Annotated in this window: 19 protein-coding genes and 1 riboswitch; of the genes, 10 read left to right on the plus strand and 9 right to left on the minus strand. The window is 69.5% G+C overall.

Annotated elements, in window-relative coordinates; genetic code table 11:
• The first annotated feature begins 25 nt into the window (after positions 1-25).
• The 4 genes from ACIRCZ_RS00790 to ACIRCZ_RS00805 are packed head-to-tail and all read left to right on the plus strand — an operon-like array spanning position 26 to position 5,251.
• The gene (locus tag ACIRCZ_RS00790; RefSeq protein WP_402848580.1) at positions 26-997 is read left to right on the plus strand and encodes an AAA family ATPase; all 972 of its coding nucleotides are present in this window, start codon (positions 26-28) and stop codon (positions 995-997) included.
• Positions 994-2,337, plus strand: coding sequence for a DUF58 domain-containing protein (locus tag ACIRCZ_RS00795; protein WP_055892117.1), 1,344 nt, complete (start codon positions 994-996; stop codon positions 2,335-2,337). Before ACIRCZ_RS00790 ends, ACIRCZ_RS00795 begins: the two co-directional genes overlap by 4 nt.
• The gene (locus ACIRCZ_RS00800; protein ID WP_055892120.1) at positions 2,337-4,673 is read left to right on the plus strand and encodes a transglutaminase domain-containing protein; all 2,337 of its coding nucleotides are present in this window, start codon (positions 2,337-2,339) and stop codon (positions 4,671-4,673) included. The genes ACIRCZ_RS00795 and ACIRCZ_RS00800 overlap by 1 nt, the downstream gene beginning before the upstream one ends.
• A 23-nt stretch (positions 4,674-4,696) precedes the next feature.
• Positions 4,697-5,251, plus strand: coding sequence for a hypothetical protein (locus tag ACIRCZ_RS00805; RefSeq protein WP_235500386.1), 555 nt, complete (start codon positions 4,697-4,699; stop codon positions 5,249-5,251).
• 259 nt (positions 5,252-5,510) lie between these two features.
• Here ACIRCZ_RS00805 and ald read toward each other — a convergent pair whose 3' ends face one another.
• Positions 5,511-6,626 carry an alanine dehydrogenase gene (ald, locus tag ACIRCZ_RS00810; protein WP_402848585.1) on the minus strand — a complete coding sequence of 372 codons (1,116 nt, stop codon included), beginning with the start codon at positions 6,624-6,626 and terminating at the stop codon, positions 5,511-5,513.
• Between the two features lie 380 nt (positions 6,627-7,006).
• On the opposite strand from ald, the gene ACIRCZ_RS00815 reads away from it, so the two are divergent.
• The 4 genes from ACIRCZ_RS00815 to ACIRCZ_RS00830 all read left to right on the plus strand — a co-directional run bounded on the left by ACIRCZ_RS00815 (position 7,007) and on the right by ACIRCZ_RS00830 (position 11,188).
• The gene (locus ACIRCZ_RS00815; RefSeq protein WP_402851592.1) at positions 7,007-8,191 is read left to right on the plus strand and encodes a PotD/PotF family extracellular solute-binding protein; all 1,185 of its coding nucleotides are present in this window, start codon (positions 7,007-7,009) and stop codon (positions 8,189-8,191) included.
• Entirely contained in the window at positions 8,191-9,390 is a 1,200-nt protein-coding gene (locus ACIRCZ_RS00820) for an ABC transporter ATP-binding protein (protein WP_402848588.1), read from the plus strand. Before ACIRCZ_RS00815 ends, ACIRCZ_RS00820 begins: the two co-directional genes overlap by 1 nt.
• A complete protein-coding gene (locus tag ACIRCZ_RS00825) occupies positions 9,390-10,313 on the plus strand; it encodes an ABC transporter permease (protein ID WP_402848591.1) in 924 nt (307 codons plus the stop codon). The genes ACIRCZ_RS00820 and ACIRCZ_RS00825 overlap by 1 nt, the downstream gene beginning before the upstream one ends.
• Positions 10,314-10,435: 122 nt before the next feature.
• A complete protein-coding gene (locus tag ACIRCZ_RS00830) occupies positions 10,436-11,188 on the plus strand; it encodes an ABC transporter permease (protein ID WP_402851595.1) in 753 nt (250 codons plus the stop codon).
• An 81-nt stretch (positions 11,189-11,269) separates the two neighbouring features.
• Here ACIRCZ_RS00830 and ACIRCZ_RS00835 read toward each other — a convergent pair whose 3' ends face one another.
• The 6 genes from ACIRCZ_RS00835 to gabT form a co-directional block, all read right to left on the minus strand.
• Positions 11,270-12,070, minus strand: a complete 801-nt coding sequence (locus ACIRCZ_RS00835; protein ID WP_402848594.1) for an energy-coupling factor transporter transmembrane component T family protein — start codon at positions 12,068-12,070, stop codon at positions 11,270-11,272.
• Positions 12,067-13,713: an ABC transporter ATP-binding protein gene (locus ACIRCZ_RS00840; protein WP_402848597.1), complete on the minus strand. Its 1,647-nt coding sequence runs from the start codon at positions 13,711-13,713 to the stop codon at positions 12,067-12,069. Before ACIRCZ_RS00840 ends, ACIRCZ_RS00835 begins: the two co-directional genes overlap by 4 nt.
• The gene (locus ACIRCZ_RS00845) at positions 13,710-14,348 is read right to left on the minus strand and encodes an ECF transporter S component (protein ID WP_402848600.1); all 639 of its coding nucleotides are present in this window, start codon (positions 14,346-14,348) and stop codon (positions 13,710-13,712) included. The genes ACIRCZ_RS00840 and ACIRCZ_RS00845 overlap by 4 nt, the downstream gene beginning before the upstream one ends.
• A complete protein-coding gene (locus tag ACIRCZ_RS00850) occupies positions 14,345-14,989 on the minus strand; it encodes a YkoF family thiamine/hydroxymethylpyrimidine-binding protein (RefSeq protein ID WP_402848603.1) in 645 nt (214 codons plus the stop codon). The genes ACIRCZ_RS00845 and ACIRCZ_RS00850 overlap by 4 nt, the downstream gene beginning before the upstream one ends.
• A 61-nt stretch (positions 14,990-15,050) precedes the next feature.
• Positions 15,051-15,160: riboswitch (TPP riboswitch) on the minus strand.
• Between the two features lie 65 nt (positions 15,161-15,225).
• Positions 15,226-16,221, minus strand: coding sequence for an asparaginase (locus ACIRCZ_RS00855; RefSeq protein WP_402848606.1), 996 nt, complete (start codon positions 16,219-16,221; stop codon positions 15,226-15,228).
• Complete coding sequence (gene gabT, locus ACIRCZ_RS00860; protein ID WP_402848609.1) at positions 16,218-17,579, minus strand: 4-aminobutyrate--2-oxoglutarate transaminase; 1,362 nt, start codon at positions 17,577-17,579, stop codon at positions 16,218-16,220. Before gabT ends, ACIRCZ_RS00855 begins: the two co-directional genes overlap by 4 nt.
• A gap of 37 nt (positions 17,580-17,616) precedes the next feature.
• Here gabT and ACIRCZ_RS00865 point away from each other — a divergent pair, with 37 nt between their 5' ends.
• Positions 17,617-18,090 carry an OsmC family protein gene (locus tag ACIRCZ_RS00865; RefSeq protein ID WP_402848612.1) on the plus strand — a complete coding sequence of 158 codons (474 nt, stop codon included), beginning with the start codon at positions 17,617-17,619 and terminating at the stop codon, positions 18,088-18,090.
• Between the two features lie 95 nt (positions 18,091-18,185).
• Here ACIRCZ_RS00865 and ACIRCZ_RS00870 read toward each other — a convergent pair whose 3' ends face one another.
• Positions 18,186-18,431 carry a hypothetical protein gene (locus ACIRCZ_RS00870; protein ID WP_402848615.1) on the minus strand — a complete coding sequence of 82 codons (246 nt, stop codon included), beginning with the start codon at positions 18,429-18,431 and terminating at the stop codon, positions 18,186-18,188.
• A 67-nt stretch (positions 18,432-18,498) separates the two neighbouring features.
• Between ACIRCZ_RS00870 and ACIRCZ_RS00875 the strand changes: the two genes are divergently transcribed.
• On the plus strand, positions 18,499-19,014 hold the full coding sequence (locus tag ACIRCZ_RS00875; RefSeq protein WP_055892156.1) for a CGNR zinc finger domain-containing protein: 516 nt from the start codon (positions 18,499-18,501) through the stop codon (positions 19,012-19,014).
• Here the strand turns inward: ACIRCZ_RS00875 and ACIRCZ_RS00880 are convergent.
• A complete protein-coding gene (locus ACIRCZ_RS00880) occupies positions 18,983-19,741 on the minus strand; it encodes a 1-acyl-sn-glycerol-3-phosphate acyltransferase (RefSeq protein WP_055892159.1) in 759 nt (252 codons plus the stop codon). The two genes, ACIRCZ_RS00875 and ACIRCZ_RS00880, sit on opposite strands and share 32 nt — an antisense overlap.
• Positions 19,742-19,783: the final 42 nt, after the last annotated feature.

The raw sequence follows: 19,783 nt of genomic DNA on the forward strand, positions 1-19,783 counted from the left end.
AGAACCAGCAGCAGAGAGGCCACGCATGACAATGACCCCTGAGCAGGCGACCTGGTTCTCCGGCGTCTTCGAGCGGCTGGTGTCGAACATCGACAAAGTGCTCCTCGGCAAGGCGCACATCATCCGGCTGTCGCTGACGGCGCTGTTCAGCGAGGGCCACCTGCTGCTTGAGGACTTCCCAGGCACGGGCAAGACCTCGCTGGCCCGCGCCATCGCGCAGAGCGTCCGCGGAACGAGCAACCGCGTGCAGTTCACCCCCGACCTGCTCCCCGGCGACATCACCGGCGTCAACATCTTCGACCAGCGCACGGGCGCTTTCGAGTTCCACCGCGGCCCGGTGTTCGCGAACATCGTGCTCGCGGACGAGATCAACAGGGCGAGCCCGAAGACCCAGTCCGCCCTGCTCGAAGTGATGGAGGAGGAGCAGGTGACGGTCGACGGCGTCCGCCACCAGGTCGGCGCCCCGTTCATGGTCATCGCCACGCAGAACCCGATCGAGCAGGCCGGAACATACCGGCTGCCGGAGGCCCAGCTCGACCGGTTCCTGATGAAGGCGTCGATCGGCTACCCGGACCACGAGGCGACTCTGCGCATCCTGGAGGGCTCGGAGCACCGCGCCCACGAGATCGTCGTGCCGGAGGTCATCTCGGCTGCCACGGTGGTGGAGATGGCGGGGATGGCGCGCACCGTCCACGTCGACCCGACCATCAACGACTATGTCTCCCGCCTGGTGGATGCGACCCGCACCGCCGACGAGATCCGTCTCGGCGTCAGCGTGCGCGGCGCCCTGGCACTCGTGCGCGCCTCCAAGACGCTCGCCGCGTCCGCCGGCCGGTACTACGTGACGCCCGACGACGTGAAGGCACTCGCTGAGCCCGTGCTCGCACACCGGCTGGTGCTCGACCCTGAGGCGGAGTTCGAGGGCGTCTCCGCCTCGAGCGTCGTCGCCCAGATCCTGATCGAGACGCCTCCACCAGGGGATCGGGTCGCCGTGTGAGCACGACCGTCAGTCGCACCCAGGCGGAGCTCACCAACGCCAGGGCGAGGATCGTCGGCACCAGGGACGGTTTCCTGGCCGACGCGATCGTCGTCGTCGTTCGGTCGACCTCGGCCGCGTGGCGCGCGGTCTCCGGCGTCGCCCGCAGGGTGGGCTCCGTCGTCACACCGCTCGGCTGGGCGCTCGCCGTCGTCGCGATCCTCGGACTGACCTCCGGCTACGTCTACGGCTGGCTGGAGGCGGTCGTCGTCGGCTGGAGCGCTGTTGCCCTGCTGGCGGTCGCCTCCGGTTACCTGGCAGGGCGCAACGCGTATCGCGTCCAGCTCGCGCTTCCGTCGAACCGCGTGGTCGTCGGCGAGAAGGCGCCAGGAGAGGTGATGGTGCGGAACCCCGGCAGGCGCAGGCTGGCCAGCGTGCGGGTGGAGGTGCCGGTCGGGCACGGACTCGCCGAGTTCGCATCCCCGTCGCTCGGCGGAGGGGAGACGCACTCGGATGTGTTCCTCGTCCCGACCACGCGCAGGGGCATCGTGCCGATCGGGCCGGTGCGGACCGTGCGGGCAGACCCCGTCGGCGTCGTGCGGCGCGAAATGGTGTGGGCGGAGTCGCTCGACCTGTTCGTGCATCCGCGGACCATCGCCATCCCGAGCATGAGCACCGGGTTCGTCCGCGACCTGGAGGGAGCGCCGACCCGCGACCTGACCGCGAGTGACATCGCCTTCCACGCGCTGCGCGAGTACGTCCCTGGCGACGAGCGCCGGAACATCCACTGGAAGTCGACGGCGAAGACCGGCAGCTACATGGTGCGGCAGTTCGAGGAGACGCGACGCAGCCACCTGCTGGTGGCGCTCAGCCTGTCGAGCTCCGACTACGGCAATGACGAGGAGTTCGAGCTCGCGGTCAGCGCGGCCGGCTCGCTCGGCGTGCGCGCGATGCTCGACTCGCGCACCGTCTCCGTGGTGGCGAGCGCCAGGACGCCCGACTTCGCGAAGAAGATCGTGCACACGGTCCGGCGGCTCAGCATCGTGAACAGGGGCAGGCTGCTCGACGATCTGGCGGGGGTGGAGCTGGCGCCGACCGCTCTGCGCCTGCCGGAGCTCGCGCAGATCGCGGCGGAGGAGTCGACGGGAACCTCCATCGCCTTCCTCCTCTGCGGCTCGACCGTGACGGCGACGCAGCTGCGTGCGGCTGCATCGCACTTCCCGCTCGGGGTCGACGTGGTCGCCGTCGTCTGCGACGAGGGTGCCGTCCCAGCGCTGCGAAGGGTGTCCGACCTGAGCGTGCTCACGATCGGCTACCTCGAAGATCTGCAGAAGAGCCTCGCGAAGCGGATGGCCACCTGATGGCCGCCGACCGTCCCGCCCGACAGCGGCTGCGCGTCTCCGGCGTCGCCGTCGACACGGCGTTCGCCATCGTCGCCACCGGCCTCGCCGCCTTCGCGTTCTGGCCGGTGTACCAGTCGACCGCGTTCGCGATCATGCTGGGCGTGACACTGCTGGTCGGAGCGGTCATCGCGGTGCTCGGCGCCGTGTTCCGCTGGCCGAGCATCGTGATCGCACCGCTGGTGGTGGTCGTCTACCTCGGCCTCGGGGTGCAGCTCGCCGTGCCTGGCGAGGCGACGGCGGGCGGGCTCCTTCCGACGGCGCAGGGGTTCGGCGACCTGGTGCGCGCCACCTGGCTGAGCTGGAAGCAGCTCGTCACCATCTCGCTGCCTGTCGGGTCGTACCAGGCGCTGCTGGTGCCCGCGTTCATCCTCACGCTGATCGCGGTCGTCGCCACCGTGTCGACAGCGCTGCGCTCTCCGCGGGGCGAGCTGGCGGCCCTGCCGCCGATCCTGCTCATGCTGGCCGGCATCCTGCTCGGGTCGGGCACCTCCGCCGTTCCGCTGTGGCTGGCGCTCAGCCTGTTCGCCGTGCTGCTGGCGTGGATGATCCGGTTCCGGCTGCGACGGCGTGCTGCGTCCGTGCTCAGCCTCACCGAGCAGAGCGGCGTGGTCGTCGAGTCGGCCCGCGACCGGCGGCTGACCGTGGGCCGCACGGTGGTCGGCGCCGCCGTGATCGTCGCCATCGCGGGGGTCGCAGGCACTGCCGCATCCGTGCTGGTCCCGCCCTCCACCGAGCGGCAGGTGGTCAGGACGGCCGTCGAGCAGCCGTTCGACCCCCGCTCGTACCCGAGCCCGCTGAGCGGCTTCCGCTCCTATCTGGAGCCGGCACGCGCCGACCTGCCGATGCTCACGGTCGACGGCCTGCCCTCCGACAGGCGGCTGCGCATCGCGACCCTCGACACCTACGACGGCGTGACGTACTCGGTGGGCACCGACCAGCTCTCCAGCGCCTCAGGATCGTTCACGCGCGTGCCGTACCGGATGGACCAGGCCGGCGTCGTCGGGAAGCGGGACACCATCTCGGTGACCGTGCGCGACTACCGAGGCCCGTGGATCCCCGGCAGCGGCCAACTGCAGCAGATCACCTTCCACGGCTCCGCGGCTCCGACGCTCTCCGGCGCGTTCTTCTACAACGACGTCACCGGCACGGGCGCTGTCACCCGCGGCCTGTCGACGGGCGACAGCTACACGATGGATGCGGTGGTCAAGCCGGAGGTGACGGCCGCCGGTCTCGCCACGGCCGCCCCCGGCAGCGCGATCGTCCCGAAGCCCGCGATCATCCCGGACGAGCTGGCGCAGACGCTGCAGAAGTACACGGCGGGCGTGACGGGCGCTGGCGCGAAGCTCGCAGCAGCTCTCGACGGTCTCGCGGCGGACGGCTACATCAGCCACGGCATCGGAGCGGACGAGCCGCCGAGCCGCTCCGGGCACGGCGCAGACCGCATCACGGAACTGCTCACGGACATGCCGATGCTGGGCGACCAGGAGCAGTACGCGGTGACCGCCGCCCTGATGGCCCGCCAGCTCGGCTTCCCTGCCCGCGTGGTGGTCGGGTTCGTCGCTCCGAAGGATCAGGCGAGCTCGGCCAGGGTCACCTTCACCGGCTCAGACATCTCGGCGTGGATCGAAGTGCAGACGACGGACGGCTGGGTCACGGTCGACCCGACCCCGCCGATCCGCCCTGTGCCGCCGAAGCAGCCGGACCAGCCGACCCAGATCACCCGTCCGCAGACCAACGTGCAGCCCCCTGTCGACGACACTCCTGCGCAGCCGGACGATCCGCCCCAGGCGCAGGTCGACAAGAGCAACACCCCGCAGCCCAACCCGGTGCTGGATGCGCTCATCGCCGTGCTCACGATCGTCGGCTGGACGGTGCTCGGCCTCGCCGTCCTCTCCGCGCCGTTCCTCGCCGTGCTCGCCGCCAAGTGGCGCCGCAGAGCACTGCGGCGCAGGGCGCCGACCTCGGTGGAGCGGATCGCGGGCGGCTGGCGCGAGTTCGCGGACACCGCGGTCGACCACGGATACGATCCGCCGCCTGCCGCGACCCGGAAGGAGTTCGCGGGGACCATCGGCGGCTCGCGGGCGAGCGCCCTGGCAGCGGTCGCCGACCGCGCCGTCTTCAGCCCGATCGCCCCCACCCAGGAGGAAGCCGACACGGTCTGGAAGGCCGTCGACGAACTGCGCGGCCAGCTCGGCAAGCGCGACACACGGTGGAAGCGGATGCTGGCGGCGGTTTCGCTCCGCTCGCTCGGCTACCGTGGGTGGAGAGGCAACGGAAGGAAAGGCAGACGATGAACTGTCGGGTGTGTGGCAGCGAATTGTCGGACGGTACCCTGTTCTGCGGCAACTGCGGGAGCTCGGTCACGGCGGCGCGGGTTCGCCCTCCCGCGGTCGCGGATGCGCGGCCCTCCGACACCTCCATCGTGGAGCGCCTGCCCAAGCCGGCGGTCGCCGGCCGGTTCCTCGGCGCGGCGGACGCCCCGCAGGAGGACGAGGCGCCCGTCCTGGTCGAGGACATCGAGTCCGCGCCTCCCGCAGAGCCGTCCACGGTCACGTACACGCTCAGTTTCTCCACCGGCCCGAGCGTCGAGGTGTCTGGCGGCGGACTGATCGGGCGGCGTCCGATCACCCAGCCGGGGGAGCAGGTCGACCAGCTGATCACCGTCGACGACCCCGCCAGGAGCGTGTCGAAGACGCACCTCGAGTTCGGCATCGAGGCGGGGGAGCTGTGGATCTGCGACAGGTACTCCGGAAACGGGACGGTCGCGCATCCACTGGGCGGCGTCGCGCGCCTCTGCGAGGCCGGCCGCCGCTACCGCGTCACCCGTGGAACGCGCGTCGAGATCGGCGACCAGTGGTTCGACGTCAGCTGACCTGAGGTCGCGCCCCCCGCGCTCGTACACCCGCGGTCTCCCACCCGCGCTTGCCCACCCGCGGACTCCGTTGGACCGGAGATTCCGGCGCATCCAGCCGTCTTCTCCTTCCGAACGGACACCGCGACGGCGTGTCGCGCGAGAACTCCTGCGGAGCGCTCACGTAGGAGTTTGTCCGCGACACGCCGATCCGGACTCCGTAACGCAGGAGATCCCGGCCGAAAGGGCCGGGATCTCCTGCGTTACGGAACGGCGGCCGCTAGGCGAGCGCGTCGGCGACGGTGGACGACGACAGGCCGTGCGCCTCGGCCACGGCGGCGTTGGTGACGCTTCCGGCGTGCACGTTGAGGCCTAGGGCCAGCGAGGCGTCTGCGGACAGCGCGTCGCGCCAGCCGCGGTTGGCGATGGCGCGGGCGTATGGCAGCGTGGCGTTCGTCAGCGCGTACGTCGAGGTGTGCGGCACGGCGCCCGGCATATTCGCGACGCAGTAGAAGAGCGACTGGTGCACGGTGAACGTGGGGTCGGCGTGCGTCGTCGGGTGCGAGTCGGCGAAGCAGCCACCCTGGTCGACCGCGATGTCGACGAGCACACTGCCCGGCTTCATCCGGGAGACCAGTTCGTTGCTGACGAGCTTCGGCGCCTTCGCGCCTGGCACGAGCACGGAGCCGATGACGAGGTCGGAGGCGACCACAGCCTTGTCGATCTCGAAGCTGTTCGACGCGATGGTCTTGATGCGGCCGGAGTACAGCGCATCCAGTTCGCGCAGCCGGGCGATGTTCGTGTCGAGCACGGTGACCTCGGCGCCGAGGCCGACAGCGACGGATGTGGCGTTTGTGCCCGCGACGCCGCCGCCGAGCACGGTGACGACGGCCGGGTGGGTGCCCGGCACGCCGGGGATGAGGAGGCCGGGTCCGCCGTTCGGCTTCAGCATCGTGTTCGCGCCGACGATCGGGGCGAGCCGGCCGGCCACCTCGCTCATCGGGGCGAGAAGGGGGAGCGCCCTGGAGGGGAGCTGGACGGTCTCGTACGCGATCGCGGTGACCCCGGAGTCGATCAGCGCGCGGGTCAGCGCTTCCTCAGCGGCGAGATGCAGATAGGTGAACAGCACGAGCCCCTGACGGAAGTAGCCGTACTCGCTCTCGACAGGCTCCTTGACCTTGAGCACCAGGTCGGCGATCTGCCAGGTGGATGCGGCGTCCGGCAGGATCGTCGCGCCGGCGGAGACGTAGAGCTCGTCCGGGATCGAGGAGCCGACCCCCGCCTGCGTCTCCACGTACACCTCGTGTCCGTTCGCCACGAGGTCGTGCACGCCGGCCGGGGTGATCGCCACCCGGAACTCGTTGTTCTTGATCTCGCGGGGGATCGCGACCTTCATGGGGCTCCTTACACATCGACGTGGTGATTCGATCATCACCCTAACCTGAAGTGACCGACGATTTCGACTGTCTGACGGTCGAATTTGTGCTGATTTCGTGAATTCTCAGCGAGGTGGGGACGAATTCCGCCAGCCCGGACTCGCCAAACGAGGCCCCGCGACGGTTTCCCCGGCGAAATGGTCGATTCGGAACGGATTTCGTGAAGATTATGTTTCCGAATGGACGTTTTGCCCATCGGATGATGCGCTGCGCACCGGCCGTGTGCCAGGATCGACCCACCGCACGGCACACCGGTGTGCGCGGCGGGTTGTTGTGCGTGATCGTGTTCGACCCCGAAGGAGCACCACTCGTGAATTCCAGGCAGCTTCCGCAAGACCCGATGATCCAGAAACTGGTGCAGTCCGCCAGACGTTCGCAACTGACCAGGCGCGGTCTCCTCGCCGGTGCGGGCGCGAGTGCAGCGGCACTGGCCCTCGCCGCGTGTTCGACAGGAGGGGCGTCGAGCAAGCCGACGGCCGCCAAGGACGTCTCGTCGACGGACAAGACCATGACCTGGGCCAACTGGCAGGCGTACCTCGACCAGGACGACAACGGGAAATACCCGACGCTGGAGGCGTTCCAGAAGCAGTCGGGCATCACGGTCAAGTACGACGTCGCGGTCGACGACAACAACACCTACTACGCCAAGGTCAAGGACCAGCTCGCGCTCGGCAAGGACATCGGCGCCGACACCGTCTGTCTCACCGACTGGATGGTCGCCCGCCTCATCCGCTTCGGCTATGTGCAGTCCTTCGACGAGTCGGCCATCCCGAACAAGAAGAACCTCTCGCCTGCTCTGCAGGACGCGGACTTCGACCCCGGTCGCAAGAAGTCGCTCCCTTGGCAGAGCGGCTTCGCAGGGATCTGCTGGAACAAGTCGAAGCTCCCGAACGGCCTCAAGTCCGTCGACGACCTGTGGAAGCCGGAACTCAAGGGCAAGGTCGGCGTGCTGAGCGAGATGCGCGACACGATGGGGCTGCTGATGCTGCAGCAGGGCGTCGACATCTCCAAGAAGTTCAGCGACGACGAATACAACAAGGCCATCGACAAGCTGACCAAGGAGGTCAGCGACGGCCAGATCCGCAACATCAAGGGCAACTCGTACCTCAACGACCTGAAGAGCGGAGACACCCTCGCCGCGATCTGCTGGTCCGGCGACATCACCCAGCTGAACGCCGAGGCCGGAGGCAACTGGGAGTTCATCCTCCCTGAGGCGGGTGGAACCCTCTGGAGCGACAACTTCGTCATCCCGATCGGCTCCCCGCGCAAGGCCAACGCCGAGAAGCTGATCGACTACTACTACCAGCCGGAGGTCGCAGCGGAGGTCGCCGCCTGGGTGAACTACATCACCCCGGTGGTCGGCGCCAAGGAGGCCGCGATCAAGATCGACCCCGACCTCGCGGACAACCAGCTCATCTTCCCCGACGACAGCACCCTCTCGAACGCGCACATCTTCCGCACCCTCACCCCGGCAGAGGAGCAGAAGTACCAGGCGGCGTTCCAGAAGGTCATCCTGGGCGCCTGATGGCACGCGGAGCGTTCGCCGAGTCCGGCGCCGACCTGCAACTGGTCGGGATTAAGAAGCGGTTCCCCGGGTTCACGGCGATCGAGAACCTCGACCTGACCATCCCGGCAGGCTCGTTCTTCGCACTGCTCGGGCCGAGTGGATGCGGGAAGACCACCACTCTGCGCCTCGTCGCCGGCCTGGAGGAGCCGACAGAGGGCCAGATCATCATCGGCGGCAAGGACGTCACCAAGACCAAGCCGTTCCAGCGACCGGTCAACACGGTGTTCCAGAGCTACGCCCTGTTCCCGCACATGACCATCCTGGAGAACGTCGCCTTCGGGCTTCGCCGCCGCAAGATCGGCGATCCTGTCGCGAAGGCGCACGAGGCGCTGCGGCTGGTCGAGCTCGACCACCTCGCCGCGCGCAGGCCGGCGCAGCTCTCCGGCGGCCAGCAGCAGCGCGTCGCGCTCGCCCGCGCCGTGGTCAACCGTCCTGCCCTGCTGCTCCTGGACGAGCCGCTCGGCGCTCTCGACCTGAAACTGCGGCGCCAGATGCAGCTCGAGCTGAAGTCGATCCAGACCGAGGTCGGCCTCACCTTCGTGCACGTCACGCACGACCAGGAGGAGGCCATGACCATGGCAGACACCGTCGCCGTGATGAACAAGGGCGAGATCGAGCAGATGGGCGCGCCCGCCGTGCTCTACGAGCTGCCGGCCACCGTTTTCGTCGCCAACTTCCTCGGCCAGTCGAACCTGTTCGTCGGCCCGATCCTGGATGGCGGAGGGGACGTCCTCGGCGTCGACGTCGCGGGCCAGCGCATCCAGGTGCCGCGCTCACGTGCCCAGCGCCACACCGGAAACGTCACGGTCGGCGTCCGTCCGGAGAAGCTGACGCTGCACCCTGACCCCTCCGGCATCCCGTCCGGGGCGAACCTGCTCGGCCCCGGCCGTGTGATCGACGTCTCGTTCAGCGGCGTGAGCACTCAGTACCTGGTGGATGTGCCTGGGGCCGGAACGATCGTGGTATTCGCGCAGAACCTCTCCAGCGGACCCGTCGCCTCCCTGGGCGGAGAGGTGTGGATCGCCTGGGACCCGTCGCACACCTTCGTGCTCGCCGACGAGCCGCCGGCGGACGGCAGGTTCGCGGACGACTCCGACACCCAGATGATCGCGACCCAGGCCAAGGAGCGCATGCTGACGGAGCTCGAGGAGGCCTGATGGCGCTCGCTGCCTTCTCGACGGCCGCGCCGCCGACCCAGGATCAGGAGCCTGCGCAGCGCCGCAGGAGCGGCATCGCCCTGGTGCTGCTGCTGCCCGGCGTGCTGTACCTGGTGCTGTTCTTCCTCACGCCGCTGGCCTCGCTGATCATCACGTCGTTCCAGACCCCGGTCGTCGACGGCGACATCGGCCAGTACCAGGCCGCCTTCCAGTGGCAGAACTACACGGATGCGATCGCCGAGTACTGGCCGCAGATCATCCGGTCGTTCGTCTACGCGATAATCGCCACGGCGGCCGCCCTGGTGATCAGCTACCCGCTGGCGTACTTCATCGGCGTGAAGGTGCGGAAGTACCCCCTGGTGCAGAACCTGCTGATGACCCTCGTCATCGCGCCGTTCTTCATCAGCTTCCTGCTCCGCACGCTGGCCTGGAAGCAGCTGCTCTCCGACGACTCCTGGTTCACCAGCTCGCTGAAGGCGCTGTCGATCCTGCCTCCGGACGCGCACGTCACCGGCACGGCGTTCTCTGTCATCTTCGGTCTGACGTACAACTTCATCCCGTTCATGACCCTGCCGCTCTACTCGACGCTGGAGCGGCTGGACGTCCGCTATCTCGAAGCGGGCTCCGACCTGTACGCGAGCGCGTGGACGACGTTCCGCAAGATCACCATCCCGCTGTCGATGCCCGGCATCGTGTCCGGGACGCTGCTGACGTTCATCCCCGCTGCCGGTGACTACATCAACGCTTCCCAGGACTTCCTCGGCGGCGCGGACACCTCGATGATCGGCAACGTCATCGAGACCAACTTCCTGGTGCTGCAGAACTATCCGACGGCCGCGGCGATGTCCGTGGTGCTGATGGCGGTCATCCTGGTGATCGTCGGCGTGTATGTGAAGCGCAGCGGAACGGAGGACCTGCTGTGAGCACCACCACGACCACGACGCGCCCGTCTGGCCAGGCGGCCCGGCCGGGCCCGAACCGCCCGGCGCGCCCTGCGCGGTTCCGCTTCAAGGGTCTCGGCCTCGGCGTCTACGCGTTCCTCGCGCTGGCGTTCCTGCTCATCCCGATCGTCTACACGTTCATCTACTCGTTCAACGACGCGCTCAAGAACAACATCGCCTGGCGCGGGTTCACCTTCCGCAACTGGACGAACGTGTGCGACGCGGCAGGGATCTGCGACGCGTTCATGGCGAGCATCATCATCGGCATCATCGCGACGGTCGTCGCCACGGTGCTCGGCACGATGATCGCGATCGCCCTGATGCGCTACCGGTTCCGTTTCCGCTCGCAGACCAGCCTGCTGCTGTTCCTGCCGATGGCGAGCCCGGAGGTAGTGCTCGGCGCCGGGCTCGCGGCCCAGTTCCTCAGCCTGGGCGTGAACAAGGGGTTCGGCACCATCATCATCGCCCACGTGATGTTCTGCATCAGCTTCGTGGTGGTCACGGTGAAGGCGCGCGTCGCGAGCCTCGATCCTGCGCTGGAAGAGGCCGGCCGCGACCTCTACGGCTCTCCGGTCGCGGTGTTCTGGCGGATCACCTTCCCGCTGCTGCTCCCCGGCATCCTTTCGGCGGCGCTGCTGTCGTTCTCGCTCAGCTTCGACGACTTCATCATCACCAATTTCAACGCGGGCGCCGTCACCACGTTCCCGATGTACATCTACATCGCGGCGTCGCGCGGCATCCCAGCGCAGGCGAATGTGATCGCGTCCGCGGTGTTCATCATCACGATCCTCGTGGTGCTGATCACCCAGCTCACGGCGGCCGCCCGCGCGAAGCGGTTGGCCAAGAACGTGGGCTGATCCCCTGAAGACCCCCAAAGGCGAAACGGCCCGGCAGCACCCAGCTGCCGGGCCGTAACGTCGTTCAAAGCGTCTGAATGTTCAGAACAGGGCGCCAGGCCCGCGCAACACTCCGGATGCGCCTGCCGCGGCCAGGATCGCGCCGAGCGTCACGAGCACCACGATCGCGAACCACACGTCTGCGCGACCGAGCGGCACCGGCTGCCAGACGGTCCGTGGCGTGCGTCCGAGCCCTCGCAGTTCGAGGGTGTGCGCGACGCGCTCCCCGCGGCGGATCGAGCCGACGAGCAGCGCGAACACCGACGCGACCAGTCGCCGCAGGCGTGCCGTCGGGCGTCCCGTGCGTCCGAGCGGGCATCGGACGAGCTGCGCCTGCCGGATGGTCGTCCACTCGGCGCCGAGGTCCTGCAGCATCCGGTAGCCGGCGAGGATCGCGTATGCGACTCGCACGTTCAGTCTCGCCTGCTGATGCAGGCTGTTGACGAGGGCGACGCCGTCCGTCGAGGAGAGGAACGCGACCGCGAGCAGCCCGGTGAGCATGGTGCGCCCTGCGAGCGCGAGGCCGACGAGGATTCCTTCCGAGGTGACCCTGAGCATCCCGGCCTGCCAGAGCACCTCGCCCGGCCGGGTGAGCACGTTCACGACGAACACGCTGAACGCGAAAAGCAGGAACGGGGCGAGCGAGCGGGCGAGGGATGCGACGGGCATCCTGGCGCCGATGGCCGTGGCGGCGAAGGCGACGAGGAACAGCACGGAGGGGGTCACGGGATCGAGCACGAACATCACGGTGAGCGACACCACGAGCATCAGCAGCAGCTTCACGCTCGGGTTGCGCCGCGCGAGCGGGGAGTCGGACACCGTGCGCGCGAATGCGGCGGTCACGACGAGACCCGCGCGCGGTCGACGGCGGCGACGGCCTCGCGCAGCTGCCAGGCCGTCTCGCAGCGCCCGGCGAACCAGCGGAGCAGCCGGGACGGATGCACGCCGGCCGCTTCGAGCAGGTCCGGTCGCCGCAGGGCGGTGAGCAGGTCGCCGTCGTAGAGCACACCGCCGTCCGCGATCACGATCACCCGGTCGGCCAGTGCGGCGACCACGCGGAGGTCGTGGCTCGCGAACAGCACGGCCCGCCCTCCGGCCGCGGTCTCGCGGAGTACGTCGGCGACGGTTGCGGTGTCGCGGCGGTCGAGCCCGAACGTCGGTTCGTCCGCCAGCAGCACGGAGCGTCCGTGCGCGAGCATCGCCGCGAGGCTCAGCCGCCGCTTCTCGCCTCCGGAGAGCTGATGCGGGTGCCGGTGCGCGAGGGAGGAGAGGCGGTGTCTGGCCAGCGTGCGCGCGACATCCAGGCGCTGGACGTCGCGTGCATCCAGGCCGTACATGAGTTCGCGCTCGACGGTGCCGGCGACGAACTGGTGCTCCGGGTTCTGGAAGACGAGCCCGGGCCGCTCTCCGTCGACCCGCCCGGCGAGCGGGCGGAGCAGCCCGGCGAGGGTGCGAAGCACCGTCGACTTGCCAGCACCGTTCGCGCCGAGCACGGCGACGATCTCCCCGGCGTGCATGGCGAGGTCGACGTCTCCGACCACGGGAGAGCTCCGATGGCCGACGCTCAGCGCGCTGGCGGTGAGGAGCGGCGCACCGAGCGGGCCGGCGGCGTCCTCCGTCGCGGGTCCGTCGTCCGTCCGGACCGGGATGCACGACTCCAGGAAGGCGTCGAACGTCCCGTCGGCCAGCCGCCCTGCCTGGCCGGTGACGGCCTGCAGCTCGGTGTTGAGCGGCAGCCAGCAGCCGAGGGCGTGCAGGGTCGCCGCGTTGGCGGAGAGGACATCGGCGGTCGGGCCGTCCATCAGCACCGTCCCATCGTCGTCAATGGCGACGGCGCGCTCCGGCAGGCCGGACACCCCGGCGTCGCCGGCGAACTCGTCGAGCCGGTGCTCGACCAGCACGACGGCGGGGCGCGTGTCTCGCACGGCGGCGTCGACCGCCTGCCGCACCGCGTGCACGCCCCGCGCATCCAGCATCGAGGTCGGCTCGTCGAGCAGGAGCACGGCCGGGTGCGCGACGATGGCTGCAGCGAGAGCGACGCGCTGCAACTCGCCGCCCGACAGCTCGGCCGTGGCGCACCCGGCCAGCGCCGTCGCTCCCGCAATGCGGAGGGCCGCGAGCACGCGGTCGTGTATCTCGGCGGGGGGAACAGCCGCGTTCTCCAGGACCAGGGCGAGCTCCGCATCCACCTGGGGCAGGCAGACGCCGGCCGACGGGTCCTGGCCGACAGCGCCGATGATGGGAGAGCGGTCCACGACGGGGCTCGCCTCTGTGACGCTGTCGCCGATCCGCACGGTGCCGTCGAGCGTGGCGTTGACGCTGTGCGGGATGCTGCCGGAGAGCACCTGCAGCAGCGTCGACTTGCCGGAGCCCGACGGCCCGAACACCAGCACCCGTTCTCCAGCCCCGACCACGAGATCGACGCCGCGCAGCACGGGATGCTCCTGTCGCGCGTACCGGACGCCGACGCCGTCGACGGCGATCACCTTACCGCCGCCGTGTCCCGTCCGATGGCGAAATTGTCGACCGCGCCCGTGCGCGCGATCGCCAGCACGAGCACCTTGGCGAGCAGGCCGCCGACGATGGCGCCGGAGAGCATCTGGATGACGAATCTCGTCCAGAACAGATCGGTGCCGTACCAGCCCGACCGGAACGCCGAGTAGAAGAACACCGCGCCGGCGCCCAGCGCGCCGGACAGCATGTACCGCACCCAGCCGTAGCTCCGGTAGCGTCCGGCCGCGAACGGCAGCTCGCTTCCCGCGCCCTGGATGGCCGCGGCGATCAGCAGCGTCGGCCCGACCGCCGAGCCGAGGAACACCACCTCGATCACCGAGGCGATCACCTCGGAGACGACCCCGGCGAACGGCCGCCGCACGATCGCGATGGCGAGAGGGGCCACCAGCAGCCAGCCGCCGAGCAGCACGTGCTGCACGAGATCGCCGAACGGCCCTGCCAGCGCGGACAGGGCGATCCAGCCCTGCACCAGCGCCCAGTAGAGGAAGCCGAAAACCACCCCGAGCACGACGACGAGCATGAGGTCGCGCAGCGACCACCTGGTCGCGCTGCCGGGTGCAGCGGTGTTGCGTGCAGCGCTGTCGGGTGCAGCGCTGTCGCCGCTCATCGGGACGCCTCCGCGGTGCGGGCGATGCTCGGGCTGTTCACGGACACGGTGGCGTGCGTCGTCACGTGCGCGACGGTACGGCCGACGCTCGCCCACGCCGCCGTGATGGTCGCGAGGATGTCCGCGACATCGCCGGAGAGCCTCGTGACGTAGTGGTCGCTGCCGACGAACGTCCCGCTCGCCTTCGCGTCGTCGATGGCCGCGTAGATGTCGCGCATGTGGTCGGCGCTGCGCTCTGGACTGCCGTGGTCGTCCAGCGGGTACAGCGCCCACTGGGCGACAGCATCCACGCCCGTCGTCGGCACGGTCAGGGGAGCCTCGGAGAAGACCGGGGGGCGGTCCGGCCGCTCGCAGGTGATCTCGCCTGGGCAGCCGCGGGAGAGCATGACGGTGGCGACGACGTGGCGGCCGCCGCGCGACGCGGCGGCGATCAGGCCGCTGACGTAACGAGCGATGTCCTGCTCGGCCCCGGTGACCCAGGTGCTGATGGGGTCGGTCTCGACGGTCAGACCGTCGCGCGGCGTCTCGGCGATGGCGCCCAGGATGACGTCGACGAAGTCGTCGGCCATCACCGAGAGTGTGATCCGTCCGCCGACGCCGAATTCGCGCAGCTCGACGGATGGGGTGGGTTCGTTGTGCACTGTCGTGCCCTTCCTGTCGGAGGTGGGGCACGGGAAACGCCGGCGCGCGGGCGCGCACCGACATGCGAGAAATCAGCCTCCCTGCGCTGGCATGATCCAGATCAGGTTCGACGGTCGAAGCGTGTGACGCTTCCTCTCAGCCCGGTTCACCGGACTCCCGTGTTCGTGACCACCCTAGCGTGGTCACGAACACGGGTGCACGACGGCACCGGGTGCACGACGGAACCGGATGCGCATCAGGCGTACGACGCGCGGATCTCCCCGACCTGCACGCCGCGGCCGAGCACGGCGAGGTCGAGCCGGGGTGCGACCGCTGCGACCGCTTCGCGCTCGACGGCGCCCGCGTCGGCCAGCAGGGACAGCGCGACGATGGTCGCCGCCCGCAGGCTGCCGTCGAGGACCTTGAGCGCGACCGTGGTGCCATCCGGCGCCGCCATGACCATCACGCCCTCCGCGCCGAGCTTGGCGAAGATGCCGAGCTCGTCGATCACGATGGTGTTGGCGCGGCCGTGGCCGTCGATGGCCCAGCCGTTGGCGAGCACGGCGTTCTTGAGGCTCGCGGCGTTGCGGTAGAGCGCGAACGGGGAGCCGTCAGACGCCGTCGCGATGCGCTGGATGCCGCGGGCGAGGGTGCTGAGCGCCATCGCGAAGACCGGGGCGCCGCATCCGTCGACGCCGGTCGCGACGACCTTGTCCCCTGTCAGCCGCTCGACCACATCCCGCACCTGTTGCTGCATCGGGTGCTGGGGGTCGAGATAGCTCTCAGTCGGCCAGCCGTTGACCATGCAGGCGAGCAGCATCGCGGCGTGCTTGCCAGAGCAGTTCATGAACAGCGGGCGCTTCACTTCGCCTGCGCGGATCGCGTCGTCTCGCGCCGCGGAGTCGAGCGGCCAGTCGTTCGGGCACTGCAGAGCGTCCTCGGTGAGCTGCGCCTGTGCCAGCAGGCCGCGCACGACGGACAGGTGCGCCGGCGTTCCACCGTGGCTGGCCGTTGCCAGCACAGCGGCGGCACCCTCCAGCGGGACGCCGGAGCCCATGACCGCGATGGCCTGGAACGGCTTCAGACTCGACCGGGGGAACACGGGGGCGTCCGGTGCGCCGAGCGACCGGACGACGGCGCCGTCCGGGCCGAGCACGATGGCGGAGCCGAGGTGGCGGGACTCGACGAACCCGCTGCGCTCGACCACAGCCAGCTCGACGGCCTCCTGTCCGGTGAAGACCGCGGGGCTCACAGCGCTGCGAAGGCGTCGTCGAGCACCTGCACGGCGTCGGCGATCAGCGCGTCGGAGACGGCGAGGCTCGGCAGGAAGCGCAGGACGTTCCCGTACGTCCCCGCGTTGAGCACGAGCACGCCGTGCTGCGCTGCATACGCCACGATGGAGGTGACCGCCTCGGCGTTCGGATCCTTGGTGGTCGCGCCGGTGCCTGGCTGGACGAGCTCGATGGCCAGCATCGCGCCGATGCCGCGCACGTCGCCGATGATGTCGTACTTCTCCTGGAGTGCGAGCAGCGCCGGCTTGAGCGCCTTCTCGATGCGCTTGCCCTCGTCGAGCAGGTCGTTCTTCTCGATCGACTCGAAGACCGCGACCGCCGCGGCAGCCGCGACCGGGTTGCCGCCGAAGGTGCCGCCGAGGCCGCCTGGCTGAGCGGAGTCCATGATCTCGGCGCGGCCGGTGACGGCGGCGAGCGGAAGGCCGCCCGCGATGCCCTTGGCACTCAGCACCAGGTCGGGGACCAGGCCGAAGTGCTCGCTGGCGTAGTACGCGCCGGTGCGGGCCATGCCGCTCTGGATCTCGTCGGCGATGAACACCACGCCGTTGGCCGTGCACCACTCCTGCAGGGCAGGGAGGTAGCCGTCCGCCGGGACCATGAAGCCGCCCTCGCCCTGGATCGGCTCGACCACGAGGCAGGCCAGGTCGGATGCGCCGACGACCTTCTCGAGGTATGCGATGGTGCGCGCCGCTGCCTCGGCCCCGCTGAGGCCGTCGTGATACGGGTACGAGCTGGGGGCGTGGTAGACGTCGCCCGCGAACGGGCCGAAGCCGGTCGCGTACGGCATGGCCTTGAAGTTCATGGCCATCGTGAGGTTGGTGCGGCCGTGGTATGCGTGGTCGAGCACGGCGACGGCGCGGCGGCCGGTGTGCTTGCGGGCGATCTTGACGCCGTTCTCCACGGCCTCAGCGCCGGAGTTGACCAGCACGGTCTTCTTGGCGTGGTCGCCGGGGGTGTGCTCGGCGAGCAGCTCGGCGACGCGCACGTACTCCTCGTACGGAGTGATCGTGAAGAGCGTGTGGATGACGTCCTGCAGCTGGGCGGCAGCCGCATCCACCACGGAGGTCTCGGTGTGGCCGACCGTCGTCACGCCGATCCCGGCGCCGAAGTCGACGAACTGGTTGCCGTCGACGTCGACCAGGATGGCGCCGTTCGCCTTGGCGATGTAGACGGGAAGGGTGGACGAGACGCCGGTGGGGACGACAGCCAGACGTCGCTGGTGCAGTTCCTGGGACTTCGGGCCGGGTACGGCCGTGACGATGCGGCGTTCTTGCGCAACGCTGTAAACGGGCGCGCTTGTGCTCAGAGTGTCGGTCATGATGTGACGAGTTTAGCTCCGGTGGCAGAATCGGACCATGAAGCTCGAGCACAGCTACGCGATCGACCTGGAATGGACGGGCAACCGGGGGAGCGGCACCAGCGGCTACAAGGACTACGGGCGCGAACACGTCATCACCACCGAGGGCAAGCACGGCATCGAGGGGTCCGCCGACCGCGCCTTCTTCGGCGACCGCGACCGCTGGAACCCGGAGGAGCTGCTGCTCGCGGCCCTCAGCCAGTGCCACATGCTCAGCTACCTCGCCGAGGCCGCGCGTGCCGGAGTGGTGGTCGTCGGTTACACCGACGCGGCGACGGGCGTCATGGAGCAGACCAACGACGGGGGCGGCCACTTCACCAGCGCGACCCTGCGCCCGCTGGTGACCATCGCCGACCCCGCCCAAGCCGAGCTCGCCGCGTCGCTGCACGCCCCCGCCGCCGCCAAGTGCTTCATCGCCGCTTCCGTGAACTTCCCCGTCCACCACGTCCCCGAGCTCCTCACCCTCGCCTGACGATCGAGCCGGGACTCGTGTACGCGAAACCCTGGCGTGTCGCGTACGCAAGTCCCGGCTCGAATGCTGCGGGAGGTGGGGAGAGGGGGAGCGGGTCAGGCGCAGCCGAAGCGGGCCTGAGGGACGGCGGCGGCGGCGGGAGCGGGCGCCGAGGCTGGGGCGGGCGCTGCGGCGCTCTCGGACTCCGCCCAGCGGTGGATGGCGGCGGCCCAGCGGCCGTCGCGGGTGAGCGGCGGTGGCTGCTCGGTGCCGGAGTCGCGGCGCCTGCGCAGCATGGCCTGTTCGCGTTCGCGCTCGCCGAGTTCGGCGATCGACGTCAGCCACAGTGTGAGCGGATGCATGATAACCACCTAACTTGTTTTGATGGTTAGAGCATACCGTAACCAGTTATCGAGTTACAATGGTTACATGCGTACGAATGCACCCGAGCTGGGCGCCGACCTGCTGGTCGACTTCCTCAACACCTACGACGTGGAGGACGACGTCGACGCCATCGACGACGCCGCCGGATTCGCGGCGTGGGCAGAGGCGCGCGGCGTCGAGCCGGGGGATGCCGCGGAGACCAAGCGGGTGCGGGATGCGCTGCGCTCGGTGGTCGACGGAGAGGCCGCCGACCTGCCCTCCGTCGAGCTGGAGACGATCTGCGGGGAGCGCTCCGTCTGGCTCACCGCCCGCACCGCGGCGCAGGCGGCCGTCGCGAGCTCGCTGGTACTGAGCATCCAGGGCAAGCTCGAGCGGGTGAAGCTCTGCGGAGCAGACGATTGTCGTTGGGCGTTCTACGACAAGTCCCGCAACGGTTCACGCACCTGGTGCAGCATGGGCGTCTGCGGCAACAGGCAGAAGGCCCGCACCTACCGCTCGAAGGCGGGGGAGACCGAGGCGGAGCCCGAGCCTACCGCCGCTCGGGATGCAGAGCCCGCTTGACCCGCTCCACCGCGTTCGCGGGCGGCGCCTCGTTGTAGCGCTCCGCCAGCTCCTGCCCGGTGAGCCCGTGGATGGCGGCCATGATCTCGTCGGTGGCCTGGCGCCGCGCGCGTCCCGACTCCGCCGAACCGTACTTGCTGACGTCGATCGGCTCGCCGAACTTCACGGTGAACTTCCGGATGCGCGGCACCTTCGCCCCGACCGGCTGCAGCTCGTTCGTTCCGATCAGCCCGACGGGAACGACCACCGCCCCTGTCGTGAGGGCGAGCCAGGCGACGCCTGTCCGTCCTTTGTAGAGCCGTCCGTCCAGCGACCGCGTGCCCTCCGGATAGAGGGCGAACGCCGCGCCCGTCTCGATGATGCGCTTGGACTGGTCGAGCGCATCCTGCGCGGCCTGCCCAGCGCCACGCTCGACGCCGACAGCGCCGATCGCGGTGAAGAAGGTGCGGGACAGCCAGCCCTTGAAACCGGTCCCCTCGAAGTAGTGCGACTTGGCGAGGAACTGCACGCGCCGCGGCGCCATCAGCGGGATCACGATGCTGTCGATGAAGGACAGGTGGTTGCTCGCCAGGATGATCGCTCCCGTGCGCGGCACGTTCTTGCGCCCGATGATCGTCGGCCGGTAGAGCAGCCGGGCGATGGGCGCGATGACCGTGCGGCCGAGCAGGTAGACGAAGCCGGGCTTCTTCACCTCGGTCGTCCCAGCGTCGGGTTCGGTCGTCGTCACGGATACGAGCGTAGTCGCGGGTGTATGCCGCGCGCGGAATGC

This window comes from Leifsonia sp. NPDC102414 (assembly GCF_044765685.1).
In the GTDB taxonomy this organism is placed as follows: Bacteria; Actinomycetota; Actinomycetes; order Actinomycetales; family Microbacteriaceae; genus Leifsonia.

Coding starts and splice junctions, on each gene's coding strand:
- ACIRCZ_RS00790 (WP_402848580.1), top strand. CDS start 26: ATGACAATGACCCCTGAGCAGGCGACCTGGTTCTCCGGCGTCTTCGAG.
- ACIRCZ_RS00825 (WP_402848591.1), top strand. CDS start 9,390: ATGGCGCTCGCTGCCTTCTCGACGGCCGCGCCGCCGACCCAGGATCAG.
- gabT (WP_402848609.1), bottom strand. CDS start 17,579: ATGACCGACACTCTGAGCACAAGCGCGCCCGTTTACAGCGTTGCGCAA.
- ACIRCZ_RS00870 (WP_402848615.1), bottom strand. CDS start 18,431: ATGCATCCGCTCACACTGTGGCTGACGTCGATCGCCGAACTCGGCGAG.
- ACIRCZ_RS00845 (WP_402848600.1), bottom strand. CDS start 14,348: ATGAGCGGCGACAGCGCTGCACCCGACAGCGCTGCACGCAACACCGCT.
- ACIRCZ_RS00800 (WP_055892120.1), top strand. CDS start 2,337: ATGGCCGCCGACCGTCCCGCCCGACAGCGGCTGCGCGTCTCCGGCGTC.
- ACIRCZ_RS00865 (WP_402848612.1), top strand. CDS start 17,617: ATGAAGCTCGAGCACAGCTACGCGATCGACCTGGAATGGACGGGCAAC.
- ACIRCZ_RS00815 (WP_402851592.1), top strand. CDS start 7,007: ATGATCCAGAAACTGGTGCAGTCCGCCAGACGTTCGCAACTGACCAGG.
- ACIRCZ_RS00875 (WP_055892156.1), top strand. CDS start 18,499: ATGCGTACGAATGCACCCGAGCTGGGCGCCGACCTGCTGGTCGACTTC.
- ACIRCZ_RS00820 (WP_402848588.1), top strand. CDS start 8,191: ATGGCACGCGGAGCGTTCGCCGAGTCCGGCGCCGACCTGCAACTGGTC.
- ald (WP_402848585.1), bottom strand. CDS start 6,626: ATGAAGGTCGCGATCCCCCGCGAGATCAAGAACAACGAGTTCCGGGTG.